The following is a 13,271-nucleotide window of genomic DNA, read 5'->3' on the forward strand; positions in this document are numbered from 1 at the left end:
ACGGGTTGGTGATGCAAATCACACTTTAGAGGGATCAAGCAGTACCCCCCGCTGGCTATAGTCCACCCTGAGTTTTTCAAGGATGCGTCGCTTCGGGCCATGGAGGTTCAGTTGCCAGGCGGCATTGGAATCGTTGTATTCCGGCCGTTACAAGCATCACAGAAAGAACTCTCTGCCATAACAATAATGCACATGGAGTAGCGTCGATGACCTCAGTAAACCAGTTCTGGCGCCGGGCAAGATTGCCTCTGGCTGTCAGTCTCGCCTCTACGCTCGCCGGGCCCGCATTCGGCGTCAGTTTCAACATTGGTGAAATCGAAGGGAGTTTTGACTCGTCGCTGTCTGTGGGGGCCAGTTGGAGTACAGCCAAGCCCGACCGCGATCTTATCGGTGTCAATAACGGCGGCAAGGGGTTATCCCAGACCTCCGACGATGGCCACTTGAACTTCAAACGTGGCGAAACGTTCTCGAAAATCTTCAAGGGCATTCACGATCTGGAGCTGAAATACGGCGATACCGGTGTGTTTGTGCGCGGCAAGTATTGGTATGACTTCGAACTCAAGGACGAAAGCCGTGAGTTCAAGGACATCAGCGACAACAACCGCAAAGAGGGCGCCAAGTCTTCCGGCGGGCAGATCCTCGATGCGTTTATCTACCATAACTACGCCATTGCCGATCAGCCCGGCAACGTGCGGTTCGGTAAACAAGTCGTGAGCTGGGGTGAAAGTACCTTCATCGGTGGCGGCATCAACTCCATCAACCCGATCGACGTGTCCGCATTCCGTCGTCCGGGGGCTGAGATCAAGGAAGGCTTGATTCCGGTCAACATGTTCTATGTGTCGCAAACGCTGACCGATAACTTGTCGGCCGAAGCGTTTTATCAATTGGAATGGGACCAGACCGTCACGGACAACTGCGGGACGTTCTTCTCTCAGCCTGATGTTATCTCCGATGGTTGCAGCAATAACCTGAGGGTGCTGAACAGCCGTCGGTTCTTGCCCGGTGCGGTTTTGCCTGGTCTCGCAGCCAATGGTGTCGACGTCAACAACGAGGGTGTTCTCGTTCGTCGTGGCCCCGACCGTGATGCGCGCGACAGTGGTCAGTTCGGTGTCGCGTTCCATTACAACTTCGAGCCCCTGGATACGGAGTTCGGTGCTTACTTCATGAACTACCACAGTCGTGCGCCGATCTTCAGTGCCCAGGGCGCCCCCCAATCGGCCTACACCGGCGCAACGCCAGGGGTACCTGGCCAGTTGCGGCCGTTGGTGGTCGCGGGCAATTCCAATTATTTCGTTGAGTATCCGGAGGATATTCGGCTCTATGGCTTGAGCTTCTCTACCACCTTGCCAACGGGGACCGCATGGAGTGGCGAGTTGAGCTATCGCCCTAATGCACCGGTACAACTGAGCACGACAGACATTCTTTACGCCGGTGTCACACCTCTTCCGCCCTTCAGCAATGCGTCTGTGTTGAAGGGATCTCCGGGTCAGGACTTGCACGGCTACAACCGTAAGGAAATCACCCAGTTCCAAACCACCTTTACGCACTTCTTCGATCAAGTCATGGGCGCTAGCCGTTTGACCACCGTTGGTGAAATCGGCGTGACCCACGTCGGTGGTCTGGAGAGTAGGTCCGAGGCGCGTTATGGCCGCGATCCAGTGTTCGGTCCGGGCCAATTGCCTGGTGGTTTCTGTACCGCACTCAACAACTCCACCGCTCAAGGCGGGGGGCTGGCCAATGCGGCCAACCTCAACACCAACTGCAACAACGATGGCTTCACCACTTCCACCTCATGGGGCTACCGCGCACGTGCGATCTGGGAATACCCGGATGTGTTCGCCGGCGTCAACCTCAAGCCTAACGTGGCGTGGTCGCATGACGTCAAAGGTTACTCGCCAGGCCCTGGCGGCAACTTTGAAGAGGGTCGCAAAGCCGTGAGCCTGGGGTTGGACGCCGAATATCAGAACACCTACACGGCGAGCCTGGCGTACACCAACTTCTTTGGTGGCGATTTCAACACCTCGTCTGACCGCGACTTCGTCGCGTTGAGCTTCGGTGCCAACTTCTAAGCACACTCTTTTCAAGTTGCATGCATTTCAGGAAGAGCAAGAACATGAAAATAACCAAAAGTCTGTTGCAAGTGAGTGTGCTTGGGCTGTCGATCCTGGCGAGCAACGTCATGGCGGCAGTGTCGGCGGATGAAGCCGCCAAGCTGGGCACGACGCTTACCCCGATGGGCGCCGAAATGGCCGGTAACGCGGCGGGCACTATCCCTAAATGGACACCGCTGCCCACCAACGCCGGCGCGGTCGACGCCCGTGGTTTCCTGGCCAACCCCTACGCCAGTGAGCAACCACAGTTCACCATCACCGCGCAGAACGTCGAGCAGTACAAGGACAAGCTGGCGCCGGGGCAGTACGCGATGTTCAAGCGCTACCCGGAAACCTTCAAGATGCCGGTCTACCCGACGCATCGCGGCGCTACCGTGCCGGCGGAGGTGTTCGCGGCCATCAAGAAAAACGCCACCAGCACCAATCTGGTGTCCGGTGGCAATGGCCTGGAAAACTTCGAAACGGCGGTACCGTTCCCGATCCCGAAAAGCGGCGTCGAGGTGATCTGGAACCACATCACCCGCTATCGTGGCGGCAGCGTGACGCGCCTGGTCACCCAGGCCACCCCGCAGACCAATGGCTCCTACAGCCTGGTGTACTTCCAGGATCAGTTCGTGTTCCGCGACAAGATGAAGGATTTCGATCCGAAGAACCCGGGCAACGTGTTGTTCTACTTCAAGCAGGAAGTGACCGCGCCAGCACGTCTGGCCGGTGGTGTGCTGCTGGTGCACGAAACCCTGGACCAGGTGAAGGAGCCGCGTTCGGCGTGGGTCTACAACGCCGGCCAGCGCCGCGTACGCCGGGCGCCGCAAGTGTCCTATGACGGGCCGGGTACCGCTGCTGACGGCCTGCGTACGTCCGACAACCTTGACATGTACAACGGCGCACCGGATCGCTACGACTGGAAACTGGAAGGCAAGAAAGAGATGTACATCGCCTCCAACAGCTACAAGATCGACGATCCCAAGCTCAAGTACGCCGACATCATCAAGGCCGGCCATATCAACCAGGACCTGGCGCGTTATGAGTTGCGCCGCGTGTGGCATGTGGTCGCCACCTTGAAGGAAGGCCAGCGTCATATCTATGCCAAACGTGACTTCTACATTGACGAAGACACCTGGCAAGCCGCCGTGATCGACCACTACGACGGCCGTGGCCAACTGTGGCGCGTCGCCGAAGCCCACTCCGAGAACTACTACGACAAGCAAGTACCGTGGTATGCCCTGGAAACCCTGTATGACCTGCAATCGGGTCGCTACCTGGCCCTGGGCATGAAGAACGAAGAGAAGCGTGCCTATGAATTCGGGTTCACGTCTACCACCGCCGATTTCTCCCCGGCGGCCCTGCGCCAGAGCGGTGTTCGCTAAGCCACGCTAGCAATCCACTGGGGGAGGGGCTTGCTCCCGATGGCGGCGGATCAGTCAATGCAGAGGTTGACTGATCCGCCGCCATCGGGGACAAGCCCCCTCTCACATTTCTTGTCGCAGTTCTTTTCCAGGCAAATGTTGCAAAGATCTACAAAGCCGCCGCTTTTACCGCTAGTCTGCGGACATCTGCAATGCCGACAACAGCCTTCTACAAGAGCCCGGCGATGACTGATCTGTCCCGAATCCAAGGGCCTGCCAGTGCGGTAATCCCGACCCTGGAAGGTCGCTTCTACAGGCCTCCGCTGCCCGACGGCTATGTGCCGCGACCCCGCTTGTGCGAACGGCTGGGTGCCGGGCTGGAAGGGCGACTGTTGCTGGTCAGCGCTCCGGCGGGCTTTGGCAAGAGTTCGTTGGCGGTGGAATTCTGCCAGGGCCTGCCGGCCCACTGGCAAAGCCTGTGGCTGGGCCTGAGCCCGCGGGACAACGACCCCGGGCGTTTTCTCGAGCGTCTGCTCGAAGGGTTGCAGCAGTACTTCCCGCAACTCGGCGCCCAATCCCTGGGCCTGCTGAAAATGCGCCAGCGTCACCAACCCTTTGCCTTTGAAGAATGGCTCGATGGCCTGCTCGATGAGCTGACGGTGCACTTGACCACCCGCGCGCCGCTGTTGCTGGTGCTGGATGACTATCACCTGGCCCAGGGCCCGGTGCTGGACCGTTGCCTGCAGTTTTTCCTCAACCATTTGCCCGATGGCCTGGTGCTGCTGGTGACCAGTCGCCAGCGCCCGGACTGGCATCTGGCGCGTCTGCGCCTGTCGCGGGGCTTGCTGGAGTTGCACGAACAAGACCTGCGCCTGACCCACGCCGAGTCCCTGGCGGTGCTGGATCGCCACAGCAGCTCCTTGCAGGGCGAGGCCCTCGACAATCTGGTCCGCCGCAGCGAAGGTTGGGTGGCCGGTCTGCGTTTCTGGTTGCTGGCTGCGTCCGAAGCCGGCAGCGAAGGGGCCTTGCCACAAAGCCTGAATGGCGGCGAAGGGCTGATCCGCGACTATCTGCTCGAAGAAGTGATCGACTGCCTGCCGGCCGACGTGCAGGGGTTCCTGTTCGACACTGCTCCCCTGGAGCGCTTTTGCAGCGAACTGTGCGATGTCGTGCGCGAAGCCCATGACAGCGCCGACATCCTGCGTTACCTGCAAGCCCATCAGGTGTTCCTTGTGCCGTTGGACGAGCAGGGCCACTGGTACCGTTATCACCATTTGTTCTCAGACCTGCTGCGCACCCGCCGCGAGAGCAGCAACGTATTGCCGGCCGCCAGCCTGCATCTGCGCGCTTGCCGCTGGTTCAATGCCCAGGGCTTGATCGACGAGGCGGTCGAGCAGGCGTTGCGCGCAGGCCACCTCGACGTGGCGGCCAACCTGGTGCAGAACCTGTCCGAAGAGCAACTGCTGGCCGAGCAGAACGTCGGCATGCTGCTGCGTTGGAAAATGGACTTGCCCGACAGCCTGCTGATCAGCACGCCGCGTTTGATCGTGCTGTACAGCTGGGCACTGGGGCTGGCCTGCCAGCTGGATGCGGCGGAAGAACTGTCCGCCTACCTCAGCCGCTTCCTGCCGGCGCCCTCGGCCACCGCGCAGCGCTCGATGCTGGCCCAGTGGCTGGCCCTCAGCGGGATCATTGCCCGTGGCCGAGGTGATCGTGAACTGACCCAACGCTATTGCGGCGAAGCGTTGGAGAGCCTGCCGCAGCGGCGCTACGGCCAGCGCCTGGTGTGCCTGTCGACGCTGTCCAACCTGGCCATCGCCGATGGTGATATGTGGCGCGCCCGTGGCTTGAACCGCGAGTCCCTGGAGTTGGCGCAGCGCGTCGGCAACCCGTTGTTCGAGGCGCTGGCCCATTACGACCGCGCGCGGGTATTGCAGGCGCGCGGCGAAATCCTGCGTTCCCTGGATGAGGTCCGCCAGGGCCTGGAGCGTTTGCATGGCCTGGCGCCGCAGCGCTTGTATGCGGTGCGCGCTCGCCTGTCGCTCTACGAAGGTTATTTGCTGTTGGTGCGCAACCAGCCTGAGGCCGGTATCGCGCACCTGCGTGCGGGGCTGGCCGAAGCCCGCGCCTGTCGTGACATCAGTGTGCTGATCGGCCATTGCGTGATCGCCAGCTTCGAAGGGCGGCGCGGCGATTTCCCCAAGGCCTTTGCCGAACTGGCCGAGGCCGAGCGCTTGATGCATATCTGGGATGTGCCGCCGATCTACTACCTGGCGATGATTACCCTGATCAAATGCGAGCTGTGGCTGGCCCAGGGTCGCACCGACCTGGCGGATGCCTGGCTGACGCGGCTGGGGCAAACCTACAACGGCGAACAGGCCGCCGCCGCGCCGGAGTTCCACCCGCACCTGCCACAACATGTCGGCCTGCAACAGGCCGCACTCGATGCCGTCCGCCATCAGCCAGACGCGGCACTGCAACGGCTCGAAGCACTGGTGCAACACGCCCATGACAGCGGGCGCCAGATGATTGCCCTGATGGCACTGACCCAGCAGGCACAGTTGCTGCTCGACTGCGGCCAGGAAGCCGAAGCCCGACCTGTATTGGCCCGCGCTCTTGAAGCTGGCGCTGGAGGGGCGTTGCAGCCGTTCCAACGCTTGCTGGAAAGCTACCCGGACTGGATGCGCGAGCAGTTGGGCAAAGACCCCCATGGCCTGCTGAATCAAAGCCTGTTGGCACTGCTGCCGGAGGTTGCGGCAGTCGACACCTCGCTTAACCACGAAACCCTGAGCGTGCGCGAACTGGCAGTCCTGCAACTGATCGCCCAAGGCTGCTCCAACCAGGAGATCAGCAATCGGTTGTTTATCTCCCTGCACACGGTCAAGACTCACGCCAGCCATATCAACAGTAAGCTCGGCGTGGAGCGACGCACCCAGGCAGTGGCGCGGGCGCAGGAGTTGAGGTTGATCGGCTGACGCGCGAAGCGCTTCCCTTCTGTTTTAATAGTGCAATGACTCGAGTGATAGTCACTCGAAAGCGCTGTTTGAATTGCACCAGAGAGTCGTCCATGGAACCCACAAAAACCGCGCTCATCCGCGAAACCTTCCCCGTCGGGCCCCTGCAATGCAATTGCACCATCATCGGCGATCCCATCACCAAAAAAGCCATCGTGGTCGACCCAGGCGGCAATCATGAAATGATCCTGGCACGCCTCGACGCCTTGGGCTTGAAGGTGGTCAGCATCATCCATACCCACGCCCACCTCGATCACTTCCTGGCGTCAGGCCAGTTGAAAGAGAAAACCGGTGCTACGTTGCATTTGCACAAGGACGACCAGTTTCTCTGGGACAACCTGGAAATGCAGTGCCAGATGTTTCGTGTGCCTTATACCCCGGTGCCGTCGCCGGACCGCTGGCTGGCCGATGATGAGGAGTTAGCCTGCGGTTGCGGTGTGGCGCTGCATACGCCGGGGCACACGCCGGGGTCGATGAGCTTCTGGTTTGCCGATGCCAAACTGCTGATCGCCGGGGACACGCTGTTTCGACGTGGCGTGGGGCGTACCGATTTGTGGGGCGGCGACCAGGCGACAATTGTGCGTTCGATCAAGCAACGGCTGTATACGCTGGACGAGGACGCAACCGTGGTGGCCGGCCACGGACCAGACACGCGCCTGGGGGACGAGATGCGTGAGAACCCGTTTGTTCGGGCGTGAGGCAATAGTTGGCGGGCGTTGTTTACTCGTTGTAGCAAAAACGCAGGCCGCGTTCAGCCTGTGTCTGCTACGGTTTCTCTAGCGGAGATGCTGGCCAACCTTTTGTTACAGGTGGGCGAGTGGCGACGGAATTTTTACCATTTGTCGCGTTCCAAACTCCGCACAGGTCCATTGCCAATGTCCTTTGCATCTCAGAATGCAAAAGTAGGAGCTTCCTTCATGTTCACTCCGCGTCGTCTGCTTGTTATCGCTACCGCCGTAGCCTTGTTGTCCGGCTGCGCTTCACCTAATCCTTATGATGGCGGCAGCCAGGGGCAGGCGAGTAATGAATCCGGCGGTATGAGCAAAACCGCCAAGTACGGTGGCCTGGGTGCCCTGGCGGGCGCGCTGGCAGGTGCCGCCATCGACCACAACAACCGTGGCAAGGGCGCGTTGATCGGTGCCGTGGTGGCGGGCGCAGGTGCGGCAGGCTACGGCTACTACGCCGACCAGCAGGAAAAGAAGCTACGCGAAAGCATGGCCAATACCGGGGTTGAAGTTCAGCGCCAGGGCGACCAGATCAAGTTGATCATGCCGGGCAACATCACCTTCGCCACCAACTCTGACGCAATCGCCAGCAGCTTCTACACGCCGCTGAACAACCTGGCCAACTCCCTCAAGCAGTTCAACCAGAACACCATCCAGATCGTCGGCTACACCGACAGCACCGGCAGCCGCCAACTGAACATGGACCTGTCCCAGCGTCGCGCGCAGAGCGTGGCCAACTACCTGACTTCCCAAGGCGTCAGCCCAGCCAACCTGAGCGCGCGCGGTGCCGGCCCGGATAACCCGATTGCCAGCAACGCCGACGTCAATGGCCGTGCGCAGAACCGTCGCGTAGAGGTCAACCTGGGGCCGATCCCCGGCCAACAGTACGGCCAGCCTGCTCAGCAGCAAGCGCCACAGCAGAACAACCAGTTCCAAGGCAACCCATACCAGCAGTACCAATAAACGCTGGCCACAAAAAAGGGCGCCGTGCAGTCAATGCACGGCGCCCTTTTTTGTGGTCGTCGGTTACATCAGTCGATGTATTCGAACACCTTCACGATTTTTTGCACGCCGGATACGCCCTGTACCAGGTTGGCGGCACGGGTGGCTTCTGCCTGGGTCAGCAGACCCATCAGGTAGACAATACCGTTGTCGGTGATGACTTTGATCCGCGAGCCGGGGATGGCGTTATCGGTGAGCATCTGCGCCTTGATCTTGGTGGTCAGCAAGGCATCGTTGCTGATCGCCAGCAGGGTGATCGGGTCCATGACTTGCAGTTCATTGTGGACTTTCTTGACCCGCTGCACAGTCGAGGCGGCTTGTTCGGCCTGGGCCTTGAGGTCGGCACGTGGCGTTTGGCCGGCGAGCAGTACCACGCCGTTGAAGCTGGTCACGACGATACGCGAGGCACCGTTACCCAGGTCCGGGGCGGCCTTGGCGATATTGACCTCAACTTTGGTTTCGATCAGCGAATCGTCAATCTTGCTGCCGAAGGTGCGGGTGCCCTTGTCATCCTGAATAGGGGTGTCACGCGTCGCGGTGATTGCCGTGCTGCAGCCGCTGATGGCAAGACACAGCGTAATGGCCAAAAGGCTGATGCGGTTAACGGTCATTCTTCACTCCCAAACAGTTGGCTGTCGATCAGATCGCACAGGCAGTGGATCGCCAGCAGGTGGACTTCCTGAATACGTGCGGTGACATTGGCCGGGACGCGAATCTCCACGTCTTCAGGCAGCAACAGCGAGGCCATGCCGCCGCCATCGCGTCCGGTCAATGCTACGACAATCATTTCGCGATCATGTGCGGCCTGGATCGCTTGAATAATATTCGCCGAGTTGCCGCTGGTGGAAATCGCCAGCAGTACATCGCCCGGTTGGCCCAGGGCGCGGATTTGCTTGGAGAAGATTTCGTTGTAGCTGTAGTCGTTGGCGATCGAGGTGATCGTCGACGAATCGGTGGTCAAGGCGATAGCCGGCAGGCTCGGGCGCTCACGCTCGAAGCGGTTGAGCAGCTCGGAGGAAAAATGCTGGGCATCGCCGGCCGAACCGCCGTTGCCGCACGAAAGCATTTTGCCTTCGTTGAGCAAGGCATTGACCATGACCTGACTGGCTTGCTCGATGTGCGGTGCAAGTACGTCCATCGCCTGTTGCTTGGTGTCGATGCTGGCCTGGAAAAGCTGGCGAATTCGGGATTGCATGTCCATCTGTGTGACCTTAAGTAGCGCGGCTGTTTGGCACAGGAATGTGCAGCCCGCAAAGCAAAGAGCAAAAGTGTAGGGTGAAGATGTCCGGCGAATCAGCTGTCGAAGGCATCTTTGAGCCAGCTCAGATCAGCTTTGCCTGACGGGGTGCTTTCCATGGCAACCACATCGAAACGGCAGGGGGCGTCGGCCCAGCGATGCTCCTTTTGCAGGAAAAACTGCGCGGCGAGTATCAGCTTCTGACGCTTGCGCCCGTCGATACTGGCGAGCGCTCCCCCCCATTGTGCGTGTTTTCTGTAGCGTACTTCGACGAATACTACTGTATCGCCGTCAAGCATGACCAGATCAAGCTCGCCGCGTTTACACAACCAGTTCTGCGCCAGAAGGCGCAGACCCTGTTGTTGCAGGTAGTTCAGAGCTTGAAGTTCGGCATCCTTGCCGCTTTGTGCGCTGGACCGCTCGGGCATCAGCGCGGGGTGTCCGGCAGACGTTGGACCTCGCCACCGACAAACTTCGCCCATGGCATCTGGCGATCAACGCGCTGGTTGGCGCTGATGCCCAGGTTGCCCGACAGACCGTCAATCCGGGTGTCTGGCAGTGCCTTGAGCTGGCCCAGGCGTGGCGCCAGGCGGTAGGCATCGACGCCCATCGCATACAGGCGACCGAGGCTGCCATTGGCTTGCGGCCATTGTGCGGCAACCTGGTTGCGCAACGGGTCGGTGGTGTTGAGCAGCCAAGGGGTTTCGCAGAACATCACGTTGGTCATGTCCAGGTACTGGTTCTTGTCGCCGCTGGCGCTGAACACATGGGACGTGGCGTACACCGGCACATCACCGGCGTATTGGAAGTTCAGGGTCGGCTTGATCTGCTGGGCCAGTTGCGGCGTGACGGCCAGGAAGATGAACTCGATGTCCTGGCGACGCGAGGGCTGTGCCGCTACGTCGGTGCCGACTGTGCTTTGCAGGCTTTTGGCGCGCCCTTCGCTTTTACGCAGTTGGAACAGGTCGGCGATCTGCTGGGCCAGGGCCACCGGCTGGTCGACGTACTCGACACCGACGACCGTACCGCCGTGGGCTTCCCAATCCTGGCGGAACGCCTTGTAGACGCGCTCACCCCATTCGCCACGCGGCACCATCGCTGCGGCGCGATGCAGGCCATCGGCACGGGCGCGACGCGACACTTCGCGAGCTTCATCTTCTGCCGCCAGGCCGAACTGGAACAGTTGCGCCGGGCCTTGATCGGTCTCGCTGTAGTTCAGCGCCAGGGTGGTGATAGGCAATTGCGGGCGTGCGCTGAGCTGTTTGACCAGCGGCTTCTCCAGCGGGCCGACCACCAGTTGCACACCGGCTGCCTGGGCCTTGGCGTAGAAATCATCAATGGAGCTCAGGCGCGAGCTGTCATAGAACTCGATCACCGGCGGCTTCTGACCGGCTTGTTCCGCCTGGTAGTGGGCCGCCATGAAACCTTCACGCAACGCCTTGCCGACGGAGGCCAGCGGACCTTCCTGTGGCAGCAGCAGGGCGATCTTGTTCAGCGGTTGGCTCGCCAGCTCCTTGAGCTTGACCAGCGGGGTTGGCAGTTGCAGCGCCGCGGGGTGGGCCGGGTTCTGCGCGCGCCAGGTGTCGATCGCCGCTTGTTGTTGCTCCAGCGTACCGGCGCCCTTGACCGACTGGGCCAAGGTGATCCAGCCGTCCAGAATCGGGTTGCCGCTGGCCTGCAGTTGTTCGGCAGGCAGGGCGGCAATCAAGGTCCAGATGGCTTCGTGGTTGCTTTTGGCGGCATCGCCGGTCAGCAGGGGGGCCATGGCGACCCGTTCGCGAGCCGCGGCCAGCGTCTGGCCATCGGCTTCATAAGCACGGGCATGCACGCTGCCGGTGCGGATCTGCTGTTCCGGCGGCAGGTCCTTGAGGTTCTGCAGGCTTGGGTGATTCAACGCGGCCAATGCAGCCTTGGGCTGATTGCGCGTCATGGCCAGTTCGGCGGCCAGGGTGCTGGCGAATACCTGCGCGGCCGGCTTGAGGGCATCCAGGGGAACCTGCGCAAGAATCTGCGACGAACGGCCAGGATTGTTCTGTTTGTAGGCCATGTCGGCCGCACTCAGGCGCAGTAAAGCGGCCTTTTCTGGCGTCTTGGCGGTGGTGGCCTGTTCGAGCAGTTGCTCGATACTGGCGTCAGGGGTCCGAGGAAGGTCGCCAAGGCTGGACGAGGGCGAGCTGGCGCAGGCGGCCAGTAAGGCAGCGAGGCAGAGGGCGGAGAGCAGCCGCAGGCAAGCGATCATGTAAGTGTTCCTGATACCGATCAAATTAGCGTGGAAGTGTACCCAAGCACTGGCCCAGGCGCGATGTTACTGGCGTGAAACCGTCGATTTAGGTCGTGCAAATGTTGCAGCAGGTCAGCAACGACTGAAAAGGCATCGGCCGTGATGGCATATTTTAAAGGCGCCTACGCGCTACAATGTGGCTTTTGCCAACCATCGAGGTGTGCGTTTTGACTGCTCCAGGTCCTTTGAATTCCACTGCAGGCTCGCTTTTTGTCGTGGCGACGCCCATTGGCAACCTGGACGACATCAGTGCTCGTGCACTGAAAGTGTTGCGCGAGGTTAAATTGATCGCGGCAGAAGACACGCGGCATTCCCAACGATTGATGCAGCATTTTGGTATCAGCACGCCATTAGCCGCCTGTCATGAGCATAACGAGCGGGAGGAAGGCAGTCGCTTTATCGTTCGCTTGCTGGCGGGCGACGATGTGGCGTTGATTTCCGATGCGGGCACACCGTTGATCTCCGATCCGGGTTATCACCTGGTTCGCCAGGCGCGGGCCGCTGGTATCAATGTAGTGCCTGTTCCGGGGGCGTGCGCGTTGATTGCGGCATTGTCGGCGGCGGGCTTGCCCTCGGACCGCTTTATTTTCGAGGGTTTCCTGCCGGCCAAGGCGGTGGGGCGGCGCGCGCGCCTGCAGGCAGTCAAGGAAGAGCCTCGTACCCTGATCTTTTACGAAGCCCCGCACCGCATCCTGGAATGCCTGCAGGACATGGAGCTGGTGTTCGGCGGCGAGCGCCTGGCGCTGTTGGCCCGTGAATTGACCAAAACCTTCGAGACTCTCAAGGGCCTGCCGCTGGCAGAGCTGCGTGCGTTCGTCGAGAGTGACAGTAACCAGCAGCGTGGCGAATGCGTGGTGCTCGTGGCGGGCTGGACGGCGCCCGAGGCTGAAGATGCGCTCGGCAGCGAAGCCATGCGCGTGCTGGACCTGTTGCTCAAGGAGATGCCGCTCAAGCGCGCGGCGGCCCTGGCCGCGGAAATTACCGGCGTGCGCAAGAACGTACTGTATCAAGTTGCGCTGGATAAACAGAAAGCCGAATAGTTCCGAGCCCAAACCGATATTCGGTCCGAACATGATGGCACGCTGTGCTTTTAATACTTGTCCTGAAGCCGTCGTGCCGTTAACCTGCGCGGCGGAGAGTCGATTGGACAGTCGCTGCCCTCTATGAAAATTAGGGGGGGAGGAAAGTCCGGGCTCCATAGGGCGAAGTGCCAGGTAATGCCTGGGAGGCGTGAGCCTACGGAAAGTGCCACAGAAAATAACCGCCTAAGCACTTCGGTGCCGGTAAGGGTGAAAAGGTGCGGTAAGAGCGCACCGCACGTCTGGCAACAGTTCGTGGCTAGGTAAACCCCACTTGGAGCAAGACCAAATAGGGTCCCAAGGCGTGGCCCGCGCTGGGACCGGGTAGGTTGCTAAAGATGTCCAGTGATGGCCATCGTAGACGAATGACTGTTCAAGACAGAACCCGGCTTACAGATCGACTCTCCACCTTTTTCCTTCTGTTCGAATCTCGGACAGAAACCCGGTAGTAACGCAAGAATCCCTCCCTGCCAAAT

General features: G+C 60.5%; 10 protein-coding genes and 1 other RNA gene. 7 read left to right on the plus strand and 4 right to left on the minus strand.

Translation table 11 applies throughout. The features are described from left to right. The first annotated feature begins 206 nt into the window (after positions 1 to 206). The 5 genes from AB4O05_RS09515 to AB4O05_RS09535 all read left to right on the plus strand — a co-directional run bounded on the left by AB4O05_RS09515 (position 207) and on the right by AB4O05_RS09535 (position 8,159). A complete protein-coding gene (locus tag AB4O05_RS09515; protein WP_460131408.1) occupies positions 207 to 2,069 on the plus strand; it encodes a DUF1302 domain-containing protein in 1,863 nt (620 codons plus the stop codon). A gap of 44 nt (positions 2,070 to 2,113) precedes the next feature. Next, positions 2,114 to 3,478 carry a DUF1329 domain-containing protein gene (locus AB4O05_RS09520; protein WP_460131406.1) on the plus strand — a complete coding sequence of 455 codons (1,365 nt, stop codon included), beginning with the start codon at positions 2,114 to 2,116 and terminating at the stop codon, positions 3,476 to 3,478. Between the two features lie 224 nt (positions 3,479 to 3,702). Beyond that, a complete protein-coding gene (locus AB4O05_RS09525) occupies positions 3,703 to 6,432 on the plus strand; it encodes a LuxR C-terminal-related transcriptional regulator (protein WP_460131405.1) in 2,730 nt (909 codons plus the stop codon). A 92-nt stretch (positions 6,433 to 6,524) separates the two neighbouring features. Beyond that, on the plus strand, positions 6,525 to 7,169 hold the full coding sequence (locus AB4O05_RS09530; RefSeq protein ID WP_460131404.1) for an MBL fold metallo-hydrolase: 645 nt from the start codon (positions 6,525 to 6,527) through the stop codon (positions 7,167 to 7,169). 219 nt (positions 7,170 to 7,388) lie between these two features. Further along, positions 7,389 to 8,159, plus strand: coding sequence for an OmpA family protein (locus AB4O05_RS09535; RefSeq protein ID WP_460131403.1), 771 nt, complete (start codon positions 7,389 to 7,391; stop codon positions 8,157 to 8,159). A gap of 68 nt (positions 8,160 to 8,227) precedes the next feature. On the opposite strand, the gene AB4O05_RS09540 is transcribed toward AB4O05_RS09535, so the two are convergent. The 4 genes from AB4O05_RS09540 to AB4O05_RS09555 form a co-directional block, all read right to left on the minus strand. Continuing rightward, positions 8,228 to 8,809, minus strand: a complete 582-nt coding sequence (locus AB4O05_RS09540; RefSeq protein ID WP_460131402.1) for a BON domain-containing protein — start codon at positions 8,807 to 8,809, stop codon at positions 8,228 to 8,230. Further along, a complete protein-coding gene (locus AB4O05_RS09545) occupies positions 8,806 to 9,399 on the minus strand; it encodes a phosphoheptose isomerase (protein ID WP_007904374.1) in 594 nt (197 codons plus the stop codon). The genes AB4O05_RS09540 and AB4O05_RS09545 overlap by 4 nt, the downstream gene beginning before the upstream one ends. 92 nt (positions 9,400 to 9,491) lie before the next feature. Next, positions 9,492 to 9,863 carry a YraN family protein gene (locus AB4O05_RS09550; protein ID WP_460164866.1) on the minus strand — a complete coding sequence of 124 codons (372 nt, stop codon included), beginning with the start codon at positions 9,861 to 9,863 and terminating at the stop codon, positions 9,492 to 9,494. Further along, positions 9,863 to 11,674 carry a penicillin-binding protein activator gene (locus AB4O05_RS09555; protein ID WP_460131400.1) on the minus strand — a complete coding sequence of 604 codons (1,812 nt, stop codon included), beginning with the start codon at positions 11,672 to 11,674 and terminating at the stop codon, positions 9,863 to 9,865. Before AB4O05_RS09555 ends, AB4O05_RS09550 begins: the two co-directional genes overlap by 1 nt. Before the next feature lie 176 nt (positions 11,675 to 11,850). Between AB4O05_RS09555 and rsmI the strand changes: the two genes are divergently transcribed. Together rsmI and rnpB are read left to right on the plus strand one after the other, a co-directional pair. Further along, positions 11,851 to 12,756: a 16S rRNA (cytidine(1402)-2'-O)-methyltransferase gene (rsmI, locus tag AB4O05_RS09560; protein WP_460131398.1), complete on the plus strand. Its 906-nt coding sequence runs from the start codon at positions 11,851 to 11,853 to the stop codon at positions 12,754 to 12,756. A 95-nt stretch (positions 12,757 to 12,851) separates the two neighbouring features. After that, positions 12,852 to 13,204: RNase P RNA component class A (gene rnpB / locus AB4O05_RS09565), an RNA gene on the plus strand. Positions 13,205 to 13,271 lie beyond the last annotated feature (67 nt).

This window comes from Pseudomonas sp. S1_G07 (assembly GCF_054668565.1).

Coding starts and splice junctions, on each gene's coding strand:
- AB4O05_RS09545 (WP_007904374.1), bottom strand. CDS start 9,399: ATGGACATGCAATCCCGAATTCGCCAGCTTTTCCAGGCCAGCATCGAC.
- AB4O05_RS09515 (WP_460131408.1), top strand. CDS start 207: ATGACCTCAGTAAACCAGTTCTGGCGCCGGGCAAGATTGCCTCTGGCT.
- AB4O05_RS09525 (WP_460131405.1), top strand. CDS start 3,703: ATGACTGATCTGTCCCGAATCCAAGGGCCTGCCAGTGCGGTAATCCCG.
- AB4O05_RS09555 (WP_460131400.1), bottom strand. CDS start 11,674: ATGATCGCTTGCCTGCGGCTGCTCTCCGCCCTCTGCCTCGCTGCCTTA.
- AB4O05_RS09535 (WP_460131403.1), top strand. CDS start 7,389: ATGTTCACTCCGCGTCGTCTGCTTGTTATCGCTACCGCCGTAGCCTTG.
- AB4O05_RS09520 (WP_460131406.1), top strand. CDS start 2,114: ATGAAAATAACCAAAAGTCTGTTGCAAGTGAGTGTGCTTGGGCTGTCG.
- AB4O05_RS09540 (WP_460131402.1), bottom strand. CDS start 8,809: ATGACCGTTAACCGCATCAGCCTTTTGGCCATTACGCTGTGTCTTGCC.
- rsmI (WP_460131398.1), top strand. CDS start 11,851: ATGTGGCTTTTGCCAACCATCGAGGTGTGCGTTTTGACTGCTCCAGGT.
- AB4O05_RS09550 (WP_460164866.1), bottom strand. CDS start 9,863: ATGCCCGAGCGGTCCAGCGCACAAAGCGGCAAGGATGCCGAACTTCAA.
- AB4O05_RS09530 (WP_460131404.1), top strand. CDS start 6,525: ATGGAACCCACAAAAACCGCGCTCATCCGCGAAACCTTCCCCGTCGGG.